The 18,142-nt window shown below is 74.6% G+C and carries 14 protein-coding genes; 8 read left to right on the top strand and 6 right to left on the bottom strand.

What is annotated here, in order from left to right:
- Positions 1–79 precede the first annotated feature (79 nt).
- The 3 genes from ACIBNE_RS35805 (at position 80) to ACIBNE_RS35795 (ending at position 4,568) form a co-directional block, all read left to right on the top strand.
- Positions 80–2,059 carry a protein phosphatase 2C domain-containing protein gene (locus tag ACIBNE_RS35805; RefSeq protein ID WP_399279237.1) on the top strand — a complete coding sequence of 660 codons (1,980 nt, stop codon included), beginning with the start codon at positions 80–82 and terminating at the stop codon, positions 2,057–2,059.
- A 27-nt stretch (positions 2,060–2,086) separates the two neighbouring features.
- Positions 2,087–3,838 (top strand): pyruvate dehydrogenase, encoded by a 1,752-nt coding sequence (locus tag ACIBNE_RS35800; RefSeq protein WP_399279235.1) that lies wholly within the window; start codon positions 2,087–2,089, stop codon positions 3,836–3,838.
- A 286-nt stretch (positions 3,839–4,124) separates the two neighbouring features.
- Positions 4,125–4,568, top strand: a complete 444-nt coding sequence (locus ACIBNE_RS35795; RefSeq protein ID WP_399279233.1) for an ATP-binding protein — start codon at positions 4,125–4,127, stop codon at positions 4,566–4,568.
- Positions 4,569–4,607: 39 nt separating this feature from the next.
- On the opposite strand, the gene ACIBNE_RS35790 is transcribed toward ACIBNE_RS35795, so the two are convergent.
- Positions 4,608–5,666 (bottom strand): DUF2637 domain-containing protein, encoded by a 1,059-nt coding sequence (locus tag ACIBNE_RS35790; protein WP_399279231.1) that lies wholly within the window; start codon positions 5,664–5,666, stop codon positions 4,608–4,610.
- A gap of 246 nt (positions 5,667–5,912) precedes the next feature.
- A complete protein-coding gene (locus tag ACIBNE_RS35785) occupies positions 5,913–6,746 on the bottom strand; it encodes a (2Fe-2S)-binding protein (protein WP_399279229.1) in 834 nt (277 codons plus the stop codon).
- A 95-nt stretch (positions 6,747–6,841) separates the two neighbouring features.
- Here ACIBNE_RS35785 and ACIBNE_RS35780 point away from each other — a divergent pair, with 95 nt between their 5' ends.
- Complete coding sequence (locus tag ACIBNE_RS35780; protein ID WP_399279227.1) at positions 6,842–7,570, top strand: GntR family transcriptional regulator; 729 nt, start codon at positions 6,842–6,844, stop codon at positions 7,568–7,570.
- A 67-nt stretch (positions 7,571–7,637) separates the two neighbouring features.
- Here the strand turns inward: ACIBNE_RS35780 and ACIBNE_RS35775 are convergent, their stop codons facing one another.
- Together ACIBNE_RS35775 and ACIBNE_RS35770 are read right to left on the bottom strand one after the other, a co-directional pair.
- The gene (locus ACIBNE_RS35775; protein WP_399279225.1) at positions 7,638–8,441 is read right to left on the bottom strand and encodes an SDR family NAD(P)-dependent oxidoreductase; all 804 of its coding nucleotides are present in this window, start codon (positions 8,439–8,441) and stop codon (positions 7,638–7,640) included.
- On the bottom strand, positions 8,438–9,334 hold the full coding sequence (locus ACIBNE_RS35770; RefSeq protein WP_399279223.1) for a LysR substrate-binding domain-containing protein: 897 nt from the start codon (positions 9,332–9,334) through the stop codon (positions 8,438–8,440). Before ACIBNE_RS35770 ends, ACIBNE_RS35775 begins: the two co-directional genes overlap by 4 nt.
- A gap of 71 nt (positions 9,335–9,405) precedes the next feature.
- Here ACIBNE_RS35770 and ACIBNE_RS35765 point away from each other — a divergent pair, with 71 nt between their 5' ends.
- Positions 9,406–10,536, top strand: a complete 1,131-nt coding sequence (locus ACIBNE_RS35765) for an FAD-dependent monooxygenase (protein WP_399279221.1) — start codon at positions 9,406–9,408, stop codon at positions 10,534–10,536.
- Between the two features lie 252 nt (positions 10,537–10,788).
- Here ACIBNE_RS35765 and ACIBNE_RS35760 read toward each other — a convergent pair whose 3' ends face one another.
- Together ACIBNE_RS35760 and ACIBNE_RS35755 are read right to left on the bottom strand one after the other, a co-directional pair.
- Positions 10,789–11,631, bottom strand: coding sequence for a hypothetical protein (locus ACIBNE_RS35760; RefSeq protein ID WP_399279219.1), 843 nt, complete (start codon positions 11,629–11,631; stop codon positions 10,789–10,791).
- A 470-nt stretch (positions 11,632–12,101) separates the two neighbouring features.
- A complete protein-coding gene (locus ACIBNE_RS35755) occupies positions 12,102–13,814 on the bottom strand; it encodes a PucR family transcriptional regulator (RefSeq protein ID WP_399279217.1) in 1,713 nt (570 codons plus the stop codon).
- A 289-nt stretch (positions 13,815–14,103) separates the two neighbouring features.
- On the opposite strand from ACIBNE_RS35755, the gene ACIBNE_RS35750 reads away from it, so the two are divergent.
- Genes ACIBNE_RS35750 through ACIBNE_RS35740 form a run of 3 tightly spaced genes read left to right on the top strand, consistent with a single transcriptional unit; the run spans position 14,104 to position 17,986 of the window.
- Positions 14,104–14,994 carry an FAD binding domain-containing protein gene (locus ACIBNE_RS35750; RefSeq protein ID WP_399279215.1) on the top strand — a complete coding sequence of 297 codons (891 nt, stop codon included), beginning with the start codon at positions 14,104–14,106 and terminating at the stop codon, positions 14,992–14,994.
- On the top strand, positions 14,994–15,605 hold the full coding sequence (locus ACIBNE_RS35745; protein WP_399279213.1) for a (2Fe-2S)-binding protein: 612 nt from the start codon (positions 14,994–14,996) through the stop codon (positions 15,603–15,605). The genes ACIBNE_RS35750 and ACIBNE_RS35745 overlap by 1 nt, the downstream gene beginning before the upstream one ends.
- On the top strand, positions 15,605–17,986 hold the full coding sequence (locus ACIBNE_RS35740) for a xanthine dehydrogenase family protein molybdopterin-binding subunit (RefSeq protein WP_399279211.1): 2,382 nt from the start codon (positions 15,605–15,607) through the stop codon (positions 17,984–17,986). Before ACIBNE_RS35745 ends, ACIBNE_RS35740 begins: the two co-directional genes overlap by 1 nt.
- The last annotated feature ends 156 nt before the right edge of the window (positions 17,987–18,142 follow it).

Raw genomic sequence — 18,142 nt, 5'->3', positions numbered from 1 at the left:
TGGGGGGTGGGGTCGCCCGGCGGACCTCTTTTTCGGCTTGCCCCGTTTTCGTACGGCCCGTGCGGTGGACAATAAGGGCATGAGTCAGCAGGGGGAGAGGCGCACCGCCAACGAGGACGACTGGTGGAGTCGGCTGTACGAGGACGACTCCGCCCCCGAGTACGGCGACACCATCGACGACCGCTTCGACTCGGCGACGCAGGCGCTGAGTCCGGCGGAGCCGGAGCCACAGGACGCGGCGCCCCCCGAGGCGCCGCCCACCGTCCCCGGGCAGCGCCCGGCATTCGAGCGCGAGGCCCGACTGGTGGACAGAGCGCCGTGGGAGCCGCCCACGACGGAGGTGCGGCCCCGCACGTTCCCGACCGGGCCGCAGCCGCCCGAAGCGCCCCGGCGCTCCGCGCCACCGCGCCCGCAGGCCGAGTCGCCCCGCCCGCCGGGCCCCGGAACGTCCGGGGACAAGCCCCCGCGCGGGGAGGCGCCGGAATCGCCTCAGCGCCGGGAAGCCCCGGGCGCGGCCCCGCACCGGGAAGCCCCGGACGCGCCTTCGCGCCGGGAGGCGCCCGCCCCGCCCGTGGCGCCGCCCCGCGCGGCGGAACCCCGGCGCGAGGCGCCCCCGGCCCCGTCCACGGCCCCCGCCCCGCCCCCGAAGGCCCCGGCGCCCTCCACGGCCCCGGCGCCCCGGGCCGCCCAGGCGCCCCCGACGGTCCAGGTCCCGCCGACGGCCCCCACCGCGCCACCCACCGCCCCCGCCGCCCCGATCCCGTCCAGCGCCTCGGCCCCGCCCGCCGCTCCGATCCCGCCCGGTGCCCAGGCGCCTCCCGCGCCCCGCACGCCCCCCGGACCCTCCGCACCCCCCGGACCCTCCGCGCCCCCCGGGCCGTCCGCGCGCCCCGGACCGTCCGCGCCCTCAGGACCACCAGCGCCCCCCACGGCGGCGCACGCGCCCGTGACCGCACCGCCCCCCGCGCCCCCGCCCCCGAGCCAGGAAGCCTCAGCCCCGGCCCCGACCGCTCCGACCGCCCCGGCCCCGAGCGCCCCGGCCCCTGCGCCCCCGCCCGCCCCCGCCCCCGCTCCGGCGCCCACCCTTGTCGACTACGTGGGCGACGGGCCGCCCACCTACGACGCCGAGCCGACCGCGCTGCCCTCCGTCGGGCCCGACCAACTGGGCTCGCTCGTCGCCGACACCGTCCTCGACGGCGCCAAGTACGGCACGTACACCCTGCGCGCCGCGTCCGTGCGCGGCGACTCTGCGCGCTACCGGGGCGAACCCCGCCGCGACGCCCTGCTCACCGCCCGCTTCGGCACGGGCGACGCCGCGCTCGTGCTGGTCGCCGTGGCCAGCGGCGCCCGCGCCGCCGACACCGCGCACCTCGCCGCCGCCGACATCTGCCGCCACCTCGGCGGCGCCGTGGGCCGCAGCCACGTCCGGCTGGCCGACGACATAAGGGCGGGCCGCAGGGGCGACCTCAAGTCGGGGCTGCACCGCCTCACCGACCGCAGCTACGGCAAGCTCAGGGCGCGCGCCGCGGAGCTGGGCGCCGAGCCGGGCGAGTACACCGCGAGCCTGCGCTGCCTGCTGCTCTCCGCCGACCCCGCGTGCCGCACCCGGGTGTTCTTCGGCGTCGGCGGCGGGGGGCTGTTCCGGCTGCGCGACGGCACCTTCCAGGACCTGGAACCGCTGGTCCCGGAGCCCGCCGCGCTCAGCGGCGAGCCGGTCGTGGGCTTCGGCGGCGCGCCCAGCGAGACCGCCGCCGGCGACCGGCTGACGATGGACCTGGGCATCACCTCGCCCGGCGCGCCGTACATCGAGGGCCCGCTGCCGCCGCCCGCCGAGCCGTTCCGCTTCCGGGCGTCCGTCGCCCGGCCGGGCGACACGCTGCTGCTGTGCAGCTCGGGCCTGGCCGAGCCGCTGCGCGGCGAGTCCGCGCTCGCCAAGGAGCTGGTGGACCGCTGGAGCCCGGGGGAGCCGCCGGGGCTCGCGGGGTTCCTCGCGGACGTGACGCTGCGGGTGAAGGGGTACGCCGACGACCGTACGGGGGCCGCGGTCTGGGAGGCGTAACCGTACGGGCTGTGGGTTGATGGACCCATGGCCAAGCAGAACGTAGCGGAGCAGTTCGTCGACATCCTGACCCGCGCGGGAGTGGAGCGGCTGTACGGAGTCGTCGGCGACAGCCTCAACCCCGTCGTCGACGCCATCCGCCGCAACTCCGCCATCGAGTGGATCCAGGTGCGCCACGAGGAGGTCGCCGCGTTCGCGGCGGGCGCCGAGGCGCAGGTCACGGGGAAGCTCGCGGCGTGCGCGGGCTCCTGCGGCCCGGGGAACCTGCACCTCATCAACGGCCTGTACGACGCGCACCGCTCCATGGCCCCGGTCCTCGCCCTGGCCTCGCACATCCCGTCGTCCGAGATCGGCACGGGCTACTTCCAGGAGACCCACCCCGACCAGCTGTTCCGCGAGTGCAGTCACTACAGCGAACTGATCTCCAGCCCGAAGCAGATGCCCCGCGTCCTGCGGACGGCGATCCAGCACGCCGTCGGCCGGGGCGGGGTGAGCGTCGTCTCGCTCCCCGGCGACGTGGCGGCCGAGGAGGCGCCGCAGAAGGCGGCGGACGCGGCGGAGCACGACCTGGTGACGACGCTGCCCTCGGTGCGGCCGGGCGACGCCGAGATCGAGAAGCTGGTCCGGCTGGTCGACGGGGCGAAGCGCGTCACGCTGTTCTGCGGCAGCGGCACGGCGGGCGCGCACGCCGAGGTGATGGAGTTCGCCGAACGCGTCAAGGCACCCGTCGGCCACGCACTGCGCGGCAAGGAGTGGATCCAGTACGACAATCCCTACGACGTCGGGATGAGCGGGCTGCTCGGCTACGGCGCGGCGTACGAGGCCACCCACGAGTGCGACCTGCTGATCCTGCTGGGCACCGACTTCCCGTACAACGCCTTCCTGCCCGACGACGTGAAGACCGTCCAGGTGGACATCAGGCCCGAACGCCTGGGCAGGCGCGCCGCGTTGGAGCTCGCCGTGTGGGGCGACGTGCGCGAGACGCTGCGCTGCCTCACGCCCCGGGTCGCGGCCAAGTCCGACCGCCGCTTCCTCGACAAGATGCTGAAGAAGCACGCCGACGCGCTGGAGGGCGTCGTCAAGGCGTACACCAGGAAGGTGGAGAAGCACGTCCCGATCCACCCGGAGTACGTCGCGTCGGTGGTCGACGAACTCGCCGACGCGGACACGGTCTTCACGGTCGACACGGGCATGTGCAACGTCTGGGCGGCCCGCTACCTCACGCCCAACGGCAGGCGGCGCGTCATCGGCTCGTTCACGCACGGCTCGATGGCCAACGCCATGCCGATGGCGATCGGCGCGCAGTTCACCGACCGGAACCGCCAGGTCGTCGCGCTCTGCGGCGACGGCGGATTCACCATGCTGATGGGGGACTTCCTCACCCTCGTCCAGTACGACCTGCCCGTGAAGATCGTGCTCTTCAACAACTCGTCGCTGGGCATGGTCGAGCTGGAGATGCTGGTCGCGGGCCTGCCGTCGTACGGCACCACCAACCACAACCCGGACTTCGCCGCGATCGCCCGCGCGGCGGGCGCCTACGGCGTGCGGGTCGAGAAGCCCAAGCAGCTCGCGGGCGCCCTCAAGGAGGCGTTCCGGCACAAGGGGCCCGCGCTGGTGGACGTGGTCACCGATCCGAACGCGCTCTCCATCCCGCCGAAGATCAAGGCGGACATGGTCGCGGGATTCGCGCTCTCGGCGGGGAAGATCGTGCTGGACGGCGGGGTCGGCCGCATGGTCCAGATGGCCCGCTCCAACCTGAGGAACGTACGCGGTCTGTAGTAGCCCGACTCCGTTGCGTACGGCGATGTCCGCAGGCGCGCGTCGGCGGTCGGAACCGCACCGCGCGGTCATCGCGTCCCGCGCGCGGTGCCGGTGGGGGCGCAGCGGCCGCTGACCGGCTCCTCCCGTGACGTCGCGTGCATCCGTGGTCACCGACCGGTGAAACGGCATGAGTGGCGGCGGGCCCTCGGGGCATGCATTCCGTGAGCACGTTCGAGGCAACAGGGCAGAGACCGTCGTGCGGGTGGGGGCTATGACAGAGCGTCAAGGAGGGGTCGGGTCCGTGATGAGCGGAGCATCCCGGGAACCGGAGGAGGTGCGCGCGGGGCGGCGGACGATGCTGCGCCGCAGGCTGGGACACGCAGACCTGTCGGCGGTGCCCGAAGTGCGGGGAGCGCTGAGGGAGTTGCTTGACCACTGGGGCGGGGACGGGCCGGTGGACGTGGCGGAGCTGCTGACGAGCGAGCTGGTGACCAACGCGCTGGTGCACACCGACCGCGGGGCGGTGGTGACGGCGACGGTGGTGGACGAGCGGCTGCGCGTGGAGGTGCGGGACTTCATCGGCGTACTGCCGAAGGTGCACGAGGCCGCGGCGGGAGCGGGGGACGGCACCCACGGAAGAGGTCTCGTCCTGGTGCAGAGCCTCGCGGACGCCTGGGGGGTCAGGTCGCACGGCATCGGCAAGGTCGTCTGGTTCGAGCTGAACTGCGAGGGCCCGGCCCAGGCGTGACCCGGGCCGGGCCCGTCGGCTCGGCAGGCTGACGGGGCGTCAGCCGAACTGCTGCTCAAGGTCCTTGAGCTTCTGCTCCAGGGAGTCGAGCCGCGGCAGTGCTTGGGTGTCGTCCTCAGCCGTGAGGTCGACCGTCCGGGTCCTTTCCTTCGAGTGAGTACCGTTCACGGCTTGGAGCGATGGCCTGGCGCGGAGGGGCAGTTGTCCCTGTTCCGCTATGGCAGGCTCCGCGACTGTCTGCGCGGAGCTCGCTGTCGGGGCAATGCCCTGTACGTCCACCTGGCGTCCGCCCCTGCCGAGCCCCCAGGCCCGGTGCTGACGGTTGAGGGCCTTGATCTGGGCCCGGTCCAACTTCTCCTGCTCCCGCCTGCGGTGGCGGTTCTGCTCCTTCTCGCGCCGGTCCTCGCGGACCTCGTCGACCGCTTCGTCCAGGGTGCGGACGCCTTCGAGGAGCATCAGCGACCAGGCGCCGAAGGTCTCCCGGGGTGCCCTCAGCCACCGTACGATCCGGATCTGCGGCAGCGGGCGGGGCACCAGGCCCTGCTCGCGCAGCGCGGCCCTGCGGGTCTGCTTCAGCGCGCGGTCGAAGAGCACGGCCGCGCTCAGCGACATCCCCGCGAAGAACTGCGGAGCGCCCGCGTGTCCCAACCCCCTCGGTGCGTGAACCCAGTTGAACCAGGCGGCGGCCCCGGCGAACGTCCACACCAGCAGCCGCGAACCGAGTGCCGCGTCACCGTGGCTGGCCTCGCGGACCGCGAGCACCGAGGAGAACATCGCGGCGCCGTCGAGTCCGAACGGCACGAGGTACTCCCAGCCCCCGGAGAGGTTGAGGTTCTGCCGGCCGAATCCCACGAGTCCGTGGAAGGAGAGGGCCGCGGCGACGGCGGCGCAGCAGAAGAGGAGGAGGTACGAGGCGATGCCGTAGATGGCCTCCTTGCGTCGTCTGCGCTCCTCGCTGCGTTCCCACGAGGAGTCGTCGGCCGCGGTCTTGTCGGCGTGGCGCTTGCCGCGGGCGACCACCGCCACCGCCGCCATGACCCCCGCGAGCAGTACGGCGCCCGGGAGCAGCCAATCCAGCGATATGTCGGTCAGTCTCATGTGCGGTGTCCCTTGCATGTGCTTCGCGGTAGGGCCTTGTCGGGCGGTTTGGCCGCCATAGTGGCCCAGCGGGGCAGCGATGCAGGGGGTTTCGGGGCAAGAGAACGCCAAAGGGGCAGCCGGACATTCGGATAGGTGCGAATGCGTCGAACTGGCGGGCGGGAAACGGGGGTTGCGTACGAATGCGAAGGCCGGTCCCGGGGGTCGCGCGCCTCCCGCGCGCGCCCGCGGACCCGAGGTGAACCGTTACGCCGCGGTGAGCTTGCGGACCCGCTCCGCGTCACAGGTGCGCGGGCACGTCACGCACGTGTCGTCCGGGCGCAGCGTGTAGTACAGGCAGCAGCTCGCGCGGTCCCGGGTCGGCAGGCTCTCGCCGGCGGGTCCCGTCAGCTCGCGGAAGCCCGCCGAGCCCACGTACGGCTTCGTCGTGCCGGGCAGCAGCGTCTCCAGCTCGGCCATCGCCCTGCGCTCCTCGCCCAGCAGGTGCGCGACGTACCAGAGCCCCTCGACGACCTCGTCGGTCGCCATGCCCCACAGGGCGCGCTTGCCGCGCCGCATGCGGGGGCCGAAGCCGTCCAGGACCGGGCCGATGTGCTCGGCGACCGCCGCCAGCACCTCGGCGCGCAGCGCCGCCTCGTCCGGCACGACGCGGGCGCCGGGCAGCGCCGCGGCCGGGTCGCCCGGCAGGCAGGAGAATTCCGTGACGCGTACGGCCATCCGGCCGAGCGTCCGCTGGAACGCGACGTTCTCGACCGGCACCCGCGGCACCCTGCGGTGCAGGAACCACGGCACGGTCACCAGCAGGCAGGCGGGCCAGGCGTAGCGGTGCAGCCCGAAGCTGGCGACGACGTCGGGCCTGGCCCGCTGTCCGTAGTCCCGCAGCACCTGTGCCTCGTCCCAGGCGAGGAAGGCGTCGAGGCCCGCGCCCCCGGCGGCCAGCTCGTCCGCGCCGACCCAGCCGGCCCCGCCGGGCGCCCGCACGCCGGAGCCCAGCACCTCTATGCGCAGCCCGGGGAAGACTTCGGCCAGGCGCGCGTACGCGTCCGCGAGGGGGGACGCCGACAGGGTGTGGACGGTCATGCAGGGACCACCGAATCACGATCGTTTGCAGGTAAGCCTTACCTTACCCGACGCGCTCGATGTTTGAACTCCAGCCGCGGCCGCCTATGGTGCATATGGGATACAGCATGCCGGGAGGGTTCGGGGTGGAGCAGATCAGGGCACGGGTGCCCGAGCAGGCGCGCGGGGAGCACACCCACAGCGAGCCCGCCGCGCCCCGCGCCGTCGTCCAGCGCCACTCCGTGCGCACCCAGATACTCGACGCGCTGCGCGCCGCCCTGGTCTCGGGCGAGCTGGCGCCCGGCGAGGTCTACTCGGGCCCCGCGCTCGGCGCCCGCTTCGGCGTCTCGGCGACCCCCGTCCGCGAGGCCATGCAGCAGCTCGCCCGCGAGGGCGCCGTCGAGGTCGTGCCCAACCGGGGCTTCCGGGTGACCGTGCGCAGCGCCGTGGAGCTCGCCGAGCTGGCGGAGATACGCGCCCTCATAGAGGTGCCCGTGATGCTCAAGCTGGCCCGCACCGTCCCCGCCGAGAGCTGGGCCGCGCTGCGCCCCCTCGCCGAGGCGACGGCCGCGGCGGCGGCCGTGGGCGACCGCGCCGACTACGCCGAGAGCGACCGCGCCTTCCACCGGGCCGTCCTCGCGCTCGCGGGCAACGAACAGCTCGTGCTCGTCGCCGACGACCTGCACCGCCGCTCGCAGTGGCCGCTCGCCGCGGCCCCCGCGCCGCGCCGCGCCGACCTGGTGGCCGACGCGGCCGAGCACTCCGCGCTGCTGGACGCGCTGGTCGCCCGGGACCTGCCGGTGGTGCAGTCCCTCGTACGGGAACACTTCACGTCGGGTCACTAGTGCGGACGGGTGGTCCCAGCGCGCACGGTCCCGGGCCCCGCGGTCCCCGGCCCCGCCGTCCGGGGGGTCACGTCGCCGAGAAGCCGCCGTCCACGAAGAGCGTCTGCCCCGTCACGTAACGGGCCGAATCGCTCGCAAGGAAGACCGAAACCCCTACGAAGTCCGCCAGCTCGCCGTTGCGCCCCGCCATCGTGCGCGCCGCCAGCGCCGCCACGCGCGCCGGGTCGTCGAAGACCGGCTTCGTCAGCGGCGTGCGGACGAAGCCGGGCGCGATGGCGTTGACGCAGACCCCGTGCCGCGACCACGCCTCCGCCTGGGAGCGGGCCAGCGCCGAGATCCCGGCCTTGGACACGCCGTACGCCCCGCTGTTGCCGAAGGCGCGGATCGACTGCTGCGACGCCAGGTGCACGATCCGGCCCCAGCCGCGCCGCGCCATCGCCGCGCCGAACCGCTGCCCGAGCAGGAAGGGCCCGTCCAGGTTGACCGCGAGCGTGGTGTCCCAGTCGTCGTCGGAGAGCTCGTCGAGCGGCGGGCGGAGGTTGACGCCCGCCGCCGTGACCAGGACGTCAGGCTCGCCGAACGGCTCGGCCGCCGCGTCGGCCGCCTCGCGCAGCGCGGCGCGGTCGCCCAGGTCGGCGCTGACGTACGCGGCCTCGTGGCCCGCCGCGCGCAGGGCGTCGACCGTCTCGCGCAGCGGCTCCTCGCGGCGCGCGACGACCACGACGCGGGCGCCCGCGGCGGCCAGTGCCTCCGCGACGGCGCGGCCGATGCCCGAACTGCCGCCGGTGACCAGCGCGGTGCGGCCGGTGAGCCCGAACTGCGCGTCGAAGAAGGCGTGTCGAGCGGTGGTGATCGGTGGTGTCGAGGTCATGCGATGGTCCCCAGGGTGGTTCGGGCAAGGGCGGTGAAGGCCCGTGCCGCCGGACTCTGCGTCCCCGCCGACCTCCACGCCAGGGCGAGACGTCCGCGCACGGCGGGGTGAGTGAACAGTACATGCAGGTCCGCGGGGTGGTCATGGGCGTACGGCTCCGGCAGGATCGCCACGCCCAGGCCGAGCGCCGCGAGCCGGGCCAGGGTGTGCGGGTCCCCGGCTTCGAAGGCGACGCGGGGCCGGAAGCCGGCGGCCGCGCACGCCGTGTCGACGGCCTCCCTGGTGCCCGTCGAGCGGGTGAAGGTGATCAGCGGACGGTCGGCCAGCTCGGTCAGCGGCACGCTCTCGCGCCCGGCGGCGGCCAGCGGGTCGCGGACGGCCACGGCCGCCACCAGCTGCTCGTCCGCGATGACTTGGAGGCCGAGGCCCGGCGGGGGAGCGGCGGCCGGGGCGATGACCGCGACGTCCAGGCGCCCGGCCGCCAGCGCCGCGGTGATCTCGTCCGAGCTGGACTCGGAGAGGCTGATCTCCACGGCGGGGTGGGCGCGGTGGAACGCCGCGAACAGGCCGGGCAGGTCGACGGCGGACGACGAGGAGGTGACCGTGCCGACGGCGACCCGGCCGCGCAGCAGCCCGGCGTGCTCGTCCACCGCGGCCCGCGCGCCCGCCACCGCGGCGAGCGCGGTCCGCGCGTACCGCGCGACCGTCGCGCCGACCTCGGTGAGCCGCACGGTGCGGCCGGAGCGGTCCAGGAGGGGGTGGCCCAGCTCGCGCTCCAACTGCCGTATCTGGGAGCTGACTCCCGGCTGGGTGACGTGCAGCCGCGCGGCGGCCCTGGTGAAGCTGGCCTCTTCGGCCACGGCCAGCAGGTATTCGAGCTGTCGCAACTCCATAACCGCGGAGAATACTTGGCAGTAGGAGCGGTGCTTGGACTTCTGGCCGCGCCCGGCCGGAGAGTGCCCCCATGGGAACGGACCGAGAGATCGCCGTCGTGGGCGCCGGGATCGGCGGCCTGACCGCCGCGCTCGCCCTGCACGCGCGTGGTGTGCGGACGACCGTCGTCGAGCGGGCCGGGGAGGTGGCCCCGCCGGGGGCGGGCATCACCCTCCAGCCGTACGCCGTGGGGGAGTTGACCGCGCTCGGCCTCGGCGAAGCGCTCGCGTCGGCCGGGGCGGTGGCCGTCGAGCACGTGTACACCGACCACCGGGGGCGGCGCCTGCGCACCGAACCGCGCGGCGCCGCCGCCGGGTGCGCGTGGCCGCAGTACGGCCTTCACCGGGGCGAGCTGCGACTCCTGCTGCTGGCGGCGGTACGGGACCGGCTCGGCGCGGGCGCGGTGCGGACGGGCACGAGGCTGGAGACCTTCGACGAGTACGGGGGCGACGAGCGCGGGGGCGGGGTGCGGTACACGGTCACCGACCGGGCCACCGGGCTGCGTTCCACGGCGGACGCCGCCGCGCTGATCGGCGCGGACGGGGTCCGTTCGGTGGTGCGGGCGCGGCTGCATCCGGGGGAGGGGGCGATGCGGTGGTCGGGCGTCCGGCTGTGGCGGGGCGTCGCCGAGGCGGAGCGGTTCCTGACCGGGCGGTCGGTGGTCATCGCGTACGACGGGGGGAACGTGCGGTTCGTCGCCTACCCGGTCTCGGCGCGGCGCCCGCTGGTCAACTGGGTCTGCACGGTGCGGGAGGCGGGGGCCGGACCGCTGATCGAGGGTGCGGGGTGGAACCGGGAGGCGCACGCCGACGACGTGCTGCCGCAGCTGGCGGGCTGGTCGCTGGCCGGGCTCGGCGTGGACGTCGCCGGGCTGGTGGCGGGGAGCGGGCGGATCCTCGAACACCCGATGGCCGATCGGGACCCGTTGGACCGGTGGGGCCGGGGGAGGGTGACGCTGCTCGGCGACGCGGCGCATCCGGTCTGCCCGACCGGTGCGAACGGGGGGTCGTTGGCGGTCGCCGACGCGGGGGCCCTGGCGGGGGCGGTGGGCGGCGGGGGCGACGGGGTGGGGGAGGCGCTGGCGCGGTACGAGGCGGCGCGGATCGGCCCTGCGGCGGAAGCGGTCCACACGAACAGGAAGGCGTTGCCCGGGGGCGGGTGAGAGGGGGAGGGGGGCGAGCCCGCTCGGGGTCCGTGGGCGTGCTCGGCGTGTGCCCCACTCTCGCGCAGTTCCCCGCGCCCCTTCGGGGGCGCGGGGAACTGCGCGGTCTTCTGGCGCCCCCGGCAGGGTTTCGGGAAGGGGCGGGGAGGGGGCCCGCCCGCGCAGCGGAACCCGCACCCCGCGCAGCGGAACCCGCACCCCGGGCAACGGGACCCGACGGCCGCCCCCTTGGCGGCGCCGCCCCCGCGCGCCTCACGTCGCCGGTGCGAGCCTCGCCGAGAGCCAGGTCGGGACCCCGCCCAGCAGGCGGAACAACCGCGACGCCTCCGCCCGCAGCCTCCGCGCCTCCGCCTCCTCCGGCTCCGCCTCCGCGAGGGCGATCAGCGCGGGCGCGGTGCCGACCAGGAACCCCATCTCCTCCCGTATCCGCAGCGACTCCGCGAAGCCGTGCCGCGCCTCCGCCATCTCGCCCGCGCGCAGCGACAGGGACGCGAGGTGGCGCCAGGTGAAGGAGAGGAGCAGGGTGTCGCCCTGGGCCGTCGCCCCGGCGTGCGCCCGGCGGTACGCCGCCCGCGCCGAGTCCGCCGCCCCCGCGAGGTTCTCCGCGATCAGGCCCCGGCGGAAGTCCAGGAGCGGGCGTCCCGGTGTGTTGGGGGCGAGCAGCGCCGCCGCCCTGCCGAGCGCGGCCCGCGCCTCGTCGGTCCGGTCGCGCACCTTCAACAGCGTGGAGGTGTAGGCGAGTTGGCCGCGCTCACAGGCCGCGGCGCCGCGCTCCTCGTCGGACTGGGCCACCGCCTCGGCGGTGCGCAGCGCGTCCTCCGCCTCCGTCCAGCCGCGCTCGGTGTAGAGGCAGCGCTCGGTGAGGAGGGAGGAGCGCTGGAGGGCGAGGGCGGGGTCGCTCGCCGCGTACGGTTCCAACAGGGCCGCCGCGTCCGTCCAGCACGCCCGCGACCTCAGCCGCCACACCGCGGTCTGGAGCGGGGGATCGCCGTCCGCGCTCGCGGTGGGAGTCGCATCGGCAGCGGATCCGGGGCCGGGTCCGGAACCGGGCCCTGGCCCGTCGTCGGACCCGGCATCTGACCCAGAACCAGACATGGCGGAATGCGCCACATTGCCCTCCCCGAGCGCGCCATTGTGCTGTTGAGTGCGGTGAGTCAGGCGAATCTCAGCACGGATTGGGGCGCCCGGCCAAGGGGACGGGTGAAAAAATTCACAAACCCTGGGGGAGTGCTGCCGGTTGACCGGGCGTCGGATCCATGGCCTTCGGCATCCGCCGCGGGAAGCCGGGGAGTTCGACGGCGGGCCGCGTCGGCCGGGCGCGCGGGCGGGTGCGGGTGCGCTTGACCCGGGCGGACGGCCCCGCGGCGCCCTCCGAGGGGGCCGCGGGCGCCGGCCCGTAACGCCGTCTCCGACCGACGGACGGGCGGCGTCCCTCCGGCCCGGCGTGGCGCGAAAGCCTCGCCGGGCGGCCGGATATCGCCCCGGGTGAAGCGCCGAACGCCCCGCTGACGAAGACCGTTTCGACCGGGTCCGTTCCGGGTGCGCCCAACCGCCTCCCGGGGGCGTCAACTCATGCGCAGCGCCAGGAAGAAGTCCAGCTTGTCCTCCAGGCGCGACAGGTCACGGCCCGTCAACTGCTCGATGCGGCCCACCCGGTAGCGCAGGGTGTTCACGTGCAGGTGGAGCCGCGTCGCGCAGCGGGTCCACGAGCCGTCGCAGTCGAGGAACGCCTCCAGGGTCGGGATGAGTTCCGCGCGGTGGCGGCGGTCGTAGTCGCGCAGCGGGTCGAGCAGGCGCGCGGTGAAGGCGCGGCGCACGTCGTCCGGGACGAAGGGCAGCAGCAGGACGTGCGAGGCCAGCTCGTGGTGGCCCGCCGCGCAGACCCGGCCCGGCCGCGCCGCCGCCACCCGGCGGGCGTGCCTGGCCTCTTCCAGCGCCCCGCGCAGCCCCTCGGCGGAGTGCACGGCCGCGCTCACGCCGAGCGTGAGGCGCCCGTCGTCGGCGAGCCCCGCCGACAGCGGCTCGCGCACCGCGGCGAGCAGCGCGTCCGCGTGCAGCCCCCCGCCCGGTCCGCCGGCCCCGTGGTCCTGGCCGGCCGGGTCGAGGGGGGCGGGGGCCGTCGCGGGCAGCGGTACGAGCGCGATCGCCTCGTCCCCCGAGTGGGCGACGGCGATCCGGTCGGAGGAGTCGGAGCCCGTCACGGCCGGGTCGACCAGCACCTCTTCGAGCAGCGCCTGGGCGACGGGCCCGCCGGGCACCTCCGTGACGCCGTCGGCGGCGGCCCAGTCCACCCGGGCCACGACGACCTGCCAGTGCGGCGCCGTGCCGAGGCCGGGCAGCAGCACGGGGGCCGCGACCCGCAGGCGCGCCGCGATCTCGGCGGGCGCCGCGCCCGTCTGGACCAGCTCCAGGACCTCCTGGGCGAGCCTGCGGCGCACGGTGCGGGCCGCGTCGCGCCGGTCCCGCTCGACCGCGATCAGCTGGGTCACGCCCTGGAGCAGGTCGAGCCGGGCCGCGGGCCAGTCGGAGGCGTCGGCCTCCACCGCGAGCAGCCAGTCGGAGAGGACCGTCTCGCGGATGTCGCGGGACGCGTGCGTCGCGCCCCTGCCGTTGTTGCGGATCGGGAAGAGGGAGTACGTGGTGCCGCCCGCCGTCGCCCGGTGCGGCCCCCTGCGCCCGGTGCGGCTCGCCGCCAGGTGCTCGCCCGCCAGGGCGGCGGCCACGGGCCCCGGCAGGGCCGTCTGGCCCGCGCCCGCGATCTGCCGTCCGGTCGGCGAGAGCACCCAGGCGCGCAGGTCCAGGTCGCTGCCGAGGAGGTCCAGGACCACGTCGGGGCCGCCGCCCGCCGGGCCCGACGTCATCAGCCTGCGGTGCCGGTCGACGACGGCGGCCAGGTCGCCCGCCCGCTCGCCCGAGACCTGGCGCACCACGTGCTCGGTGATCGTCGCGAACGCGACGTCCTCGTTGACCGCGAACAGCGGCAGCCGGTGCCGCAGGCACGCCCTGACGAGGTCGTCAGGGATGTCGCCCAGCTCGGCCTCGCCCGCCGCGAGCCCCGCGACCTGCGCCTGGGCCAGGATGCGGACGAACGGCTCGGAGTCCTCGCCCGTGCGCCGCCAGGCCAGACCCGTCAGGACCAGCTCGCCGCCGGAGAGGTAGCGGCTGGGGTCCCGCAGGTCGGTGGTCATCACACCGCGTACGGTGCGGTCGAGCTCGTCCTCGCCGCCGAGCAGCCGAAGGCCCAGCGCATCGGACTCCAGCAGGGCGCGCAGCCGCATCTTCGTCGCCGATCTGTCTCGTTGTTGCCGGTGGAATGCCGGCGGGGGGCCGGTGGAAGCGGAGAGGTTCCTGATCCTCTTCTTTCATATGAATCTACAAGACCGGGTGGGCGACCAGCCAACTCCTTCATGGTTTCGGTGACTGCACCAGGTGGAGCACGCCTTGTGTACTTGGGCCACATCCCGAGAACAGCACTGAAGAGCACAGCACGGGAAAGATCCAGTCGAGGGCCGGCCGTCCCGGGCCCCAGCGACGAACGTCCCACGATTGAGAAGAAGAGAGCCTCTTATGGACTTCCTTCGCCCCGCCAGCTGGGAGGAGGCGCTCGCCGCCAAGGCCGAGCACCCCACCGCCGTGCCCATCGCGGGCGGCACCGACGTGATGGTCGAGATCAACTTCGACCACCGCAGGCCCGAGCACCTCCTGGACCTCAACCGCATCGGCGAGCTGGAGGAGTGGGAGGTGGGCGAGGAGAGCGTACGGCTCGGCGCCTCCGTCCCGTACACCAGGATCATGGAGAACCTGCGGGCCGAGCTGCCCGGCCTGGCGCTCGCCTCGCACACCGTCGCCTCCCCGCAGATCCGCAACCGCGGCGGCGTCGGCGGCAACCTCGGCACCGCGTCCCCCGCGGGCGACGCCCACCCGGCGCTGCTCGCCGCGGGCGCCGAGGTCGAGGCCGAGTCGGTGCGCGGCTCGCGCCGCATCCCGATCGACGCCTTCTACACCGGCGTGAAGCGCAACGCGCTCGCCCCCGACGAGCTGATCCGCGCCGTGCACGTCAAGAAGGCGGACGGACCGCAGCAGTACTCCAAGGTCGGCACCCGCAACGCCATGGTCATCGCCGTCTGCGCGTTCGGCCTCGCGCTGCACCCCGGGACCCGCACGGTCCGCACCGGCATCGGCTCGGCCGCCCCGACCCCCATCCGGGCGAAGGCCGCCGAGGAGTTCCTGAACGCCGCGCTCGACGAGGGCGGCTTCTGGGAGAGCCGGAAGATCATCACCCCGTCGATCGCCAAGCAGTTCGCGGCGCTGGCGTCCGGCGCGGCCAACCCCATCGACGACGTGCGCGGTACCGCGAGCTACCGCCGCCACGCCGTCGGGGTCATGGCCCGCCGCACGCTCGGCTGGACGTGGGAGTCGTACCGCGGCAACGGCCGCAGCATCGAGGGAGTCGCATAATGCGCGTGAACTTCACGGTCAACGGCCGTCAGCAGGAAGCCGACGACGTCTGGGAGGGCGAGTCCCTGCTGTACGTGCTCCGCGAGCGCATGGGCCTGCCCGGCTCGAAGAACGCCTGTGAACAGGGCGAATGCGGTTCCTGTACGGTCCGCCTCGACGGCGTCCCGGTCTGCTCCTGCCTGGTGGCCGCCGGACAGGTCGAGGGCCGCGAGGTCGTCACCGTCGAGGGCCTGGCGGACTACGCCGCCCATCGCGAGGACGCCCACCCCGGCGGCGGCTGCGCATCGGGCGCCTGCGGCGTCTCGCTGGACGCCGCCCAGCGCTGGCGGTCCAAGCCCGGCGACGGCCTGACGGGCGAGCAGACGGCCCTGTCCCCCGTCCAGCAGGCGTTCATCGACGCGGGCGCCGTCCAGTGCGGCTTCTGCACCCCCGGCCTGCTCGTCGCCGCCGACGAGCTGCTGGAGCGCAACGCCGAGCCGTCCGACGCGGACATCCGCGAGGCGCTGTCGGGCAACCTCTGCCGCTGCACCGGCTACGAGAAGATCCTGGACGCCGTGCGCCTCGCGGCGGCCCGCCAGGACCGGCACGGACTCCAGGAAGGCGCGGTCTGATGGGCACCACCGGCATCCCCACCGGCATCAAGCAGGGCTCGGGGACCAAGGGCGGCATCGGCGAGTCGACGCTCCGCCCCGACGGCACCCTCAAGGTCACCGGCGAGTTCGCGTACTCCTCCGACATGTGGCACGAGGACATGCTCTGGGGCCAGCTGCTGCGCTCCACCGTCGCGCACGCCGAGATCGTCTCCATCGACACCAGCGAGGCGCTGGCGATGGACGGCGTCTACGCGGTCCTCACCTACGACGACCTGCCCACGGAGGTGAAGACGTACGGCCTGGAGTTCAAGGACACCCCCGTCTTCGCCCACGGCCGCGTCCGCCACCACGGCGAGCCGGTCGCCGCGATCGCCGCCGACCACCCGGAGACCGCGCGCCGCGCCGCCGCCAAGATCAAGGTGGAGTACCGCGAGCTGCCCGTCGTCACCGACGAGGCCTCGGCGCTCGCCCCCGACGCGCCGGTCATCCACCCCGGCCGCGACGACCACCACGCCGGCCACGTCAGCCACCCCAACATCGTGCACCGCCAGCCGATCGTGCGGGGCGACGCCGACGGGGCCGCCGCGAGGGCCGACTTCGTGGTCTCGGGGGAGTACACCTTCGGCATGCAGGACCAGGCCTTCCTCGGCCCCGAGTCCGGCCTCGCCGTCCCGGCCGAGGACGGCGGCGTCGACCTCTACGTCGCCACCCAGTGGCTGCACTCCGACCTCTGGCAGATCGCCCCGGTCCTCGGCCTGCCGGTCGACAAGGTCCGGATGACGCTCTCCGGCGTCGGCGGCGCCTTCGGCGGCCGCGAGGACCTCTCCATGCAGATCCCCGCCTGCCTGCTCGCGCTGCGCACCGGCAAGCCGGTCAAGATGGTCTACAACCGCTTCGAGTCCTTCTTCGGCCACGTCCACCGGCACCCCGCCAAGCTCTGGTACGAGCACGGCGCCACCAAGGACGGCAAGCTCACCCACATGCGGTGCCGGATCGTCCTGGACGGCGGCGCCTACGCGTCGGCCACCCCGGCCGTCGTCGGCAACGCCGCCTCGCTCGCCGCGGGCCCCTACGTCATCGACGACGTCGAGATCGAGGCCGTCGGCCTCTACACCAACAACCCGCCCTGCGGCGCGATGCGCGGCTTCGGCGCGGTCCAGGCGTGCTTCGCCTACGAGGCGCAGATGGACAAGCTGGCCAAGGCGGTCGGCCTGGACCCGGTGGAGTTCCGGCGGCTCAACGCCATGGAACAGGGCACGATCATGCCGACGGGCCAGCCCGTCGACTCGCCCGCCCCCGTCGCCGAACTGCTGCGCCGCGTCAAGGCGATGCCGCTGCCGCCCGAGCGGCAGTGGGTCACCACCGAGGGCGCGGACGTCCGGGCCCTGCCCGGCGGCCTGTCCAACACCACGCACGGCGAGGGCGTCGTGCGGGGCGTCGGCTACGCGGTCGGCATCAAGAACGTCGGCTTCTCCGAGGGCTTCGACGACTACTCCACCGCGCGGGTGCGCATGGAGGTCGTCGGCGGCGAGCCCGTCGCCACCGTGCACACCGCGATGGCGGAGGTCGGGCAGGGCGGCGTCACCGTCCACGCCCAGATCGCCCGCACCGAGCTGGGCGTCGCGCAGGTGACGATCCACCCGGCCGACACCCGGGTGGGCAGCGCGGGCTCGACCTCCGCCTCCCGCCAGACCTACGTCACGGGCGGCGCGGTCAAGAACTCCTGCGAGGCCGTCCGCGAGAAGGTGCTCGAACTCGGCCGCGCCAAGTTCGGCAGCCACCACCCCGCGTGGGCCACCGCCGAACTGCTCCTGGAGGGCGGCAAGGTGGTGACCGACGGCGGCGAGGTGCTGGCCGACCTGGCGGACGTGCTGGAGGACGAGGCCGTCGACGTCGAGCTGGAGTGGCGCCACCGGCCCACCGAGGCGTTCGACCTGCGTACGGGACAGGGCAACGGCCACGTCCAGTACTCCTTCGCCGCGCACCGCGCGGTCGTCGAGGTCGACACCGAGCTGGGGCTGGTCAAGGTCATCGAACTGGCCTGCGCCCAGGACGTCGGCAAGGCGCTCAACCCGCTCTCCGTCGTCGGCCAGATCCAGGGCGGCACGACCCAGGGCCTCGGCGTCGCGGTGATGGAGGAGATCATCGTCGACCCGAAGACCGCGAAGGTGCGCAACCCCTCCTTCACGGACTACCTCATCCCCACCATCCTCGACACGCCGACCATCCCCGTCGACGTGCTGGAACTCGCCGACGAGCACGCGCCGTACGGGCTGCGCGGCATCGGCGAGGCCCCGACCCTCTCCTCCACCCCGGCCGTCCTCGCGGCGGTCCGGGCGGCGACGGGTCTGGAGCTGAACCGGACGCCGGTCCGCCCCGAGCACCTGACGGGCACCTGACCGGCCCCTCGATCCCTCCGGGCGGTGCGGCCGTGCCTCCAAGGAACGTCACACTTCCGCCGTGACGCACCGCCCGGAGTTCCCCCCACCCATGCGTTACCCCCGTTCGTCTCGGGCCGTCCCCCGGGTCGTGCAGCCACGCACCATCCCAAATTC

This window comes from Streptomyces sp. NPDC050504, assembly GCF_044458065.1.
Classification (GTDB): Bacteria; Actinomycetota; Actinomycetes; order Streptomycetales; family Streptomycetaceae; genus Streptomyces.
Note: the sequence above shows the minus strand (reverse complement) of the source record. Positions and strands in the feature narration are given on the sequence as shown.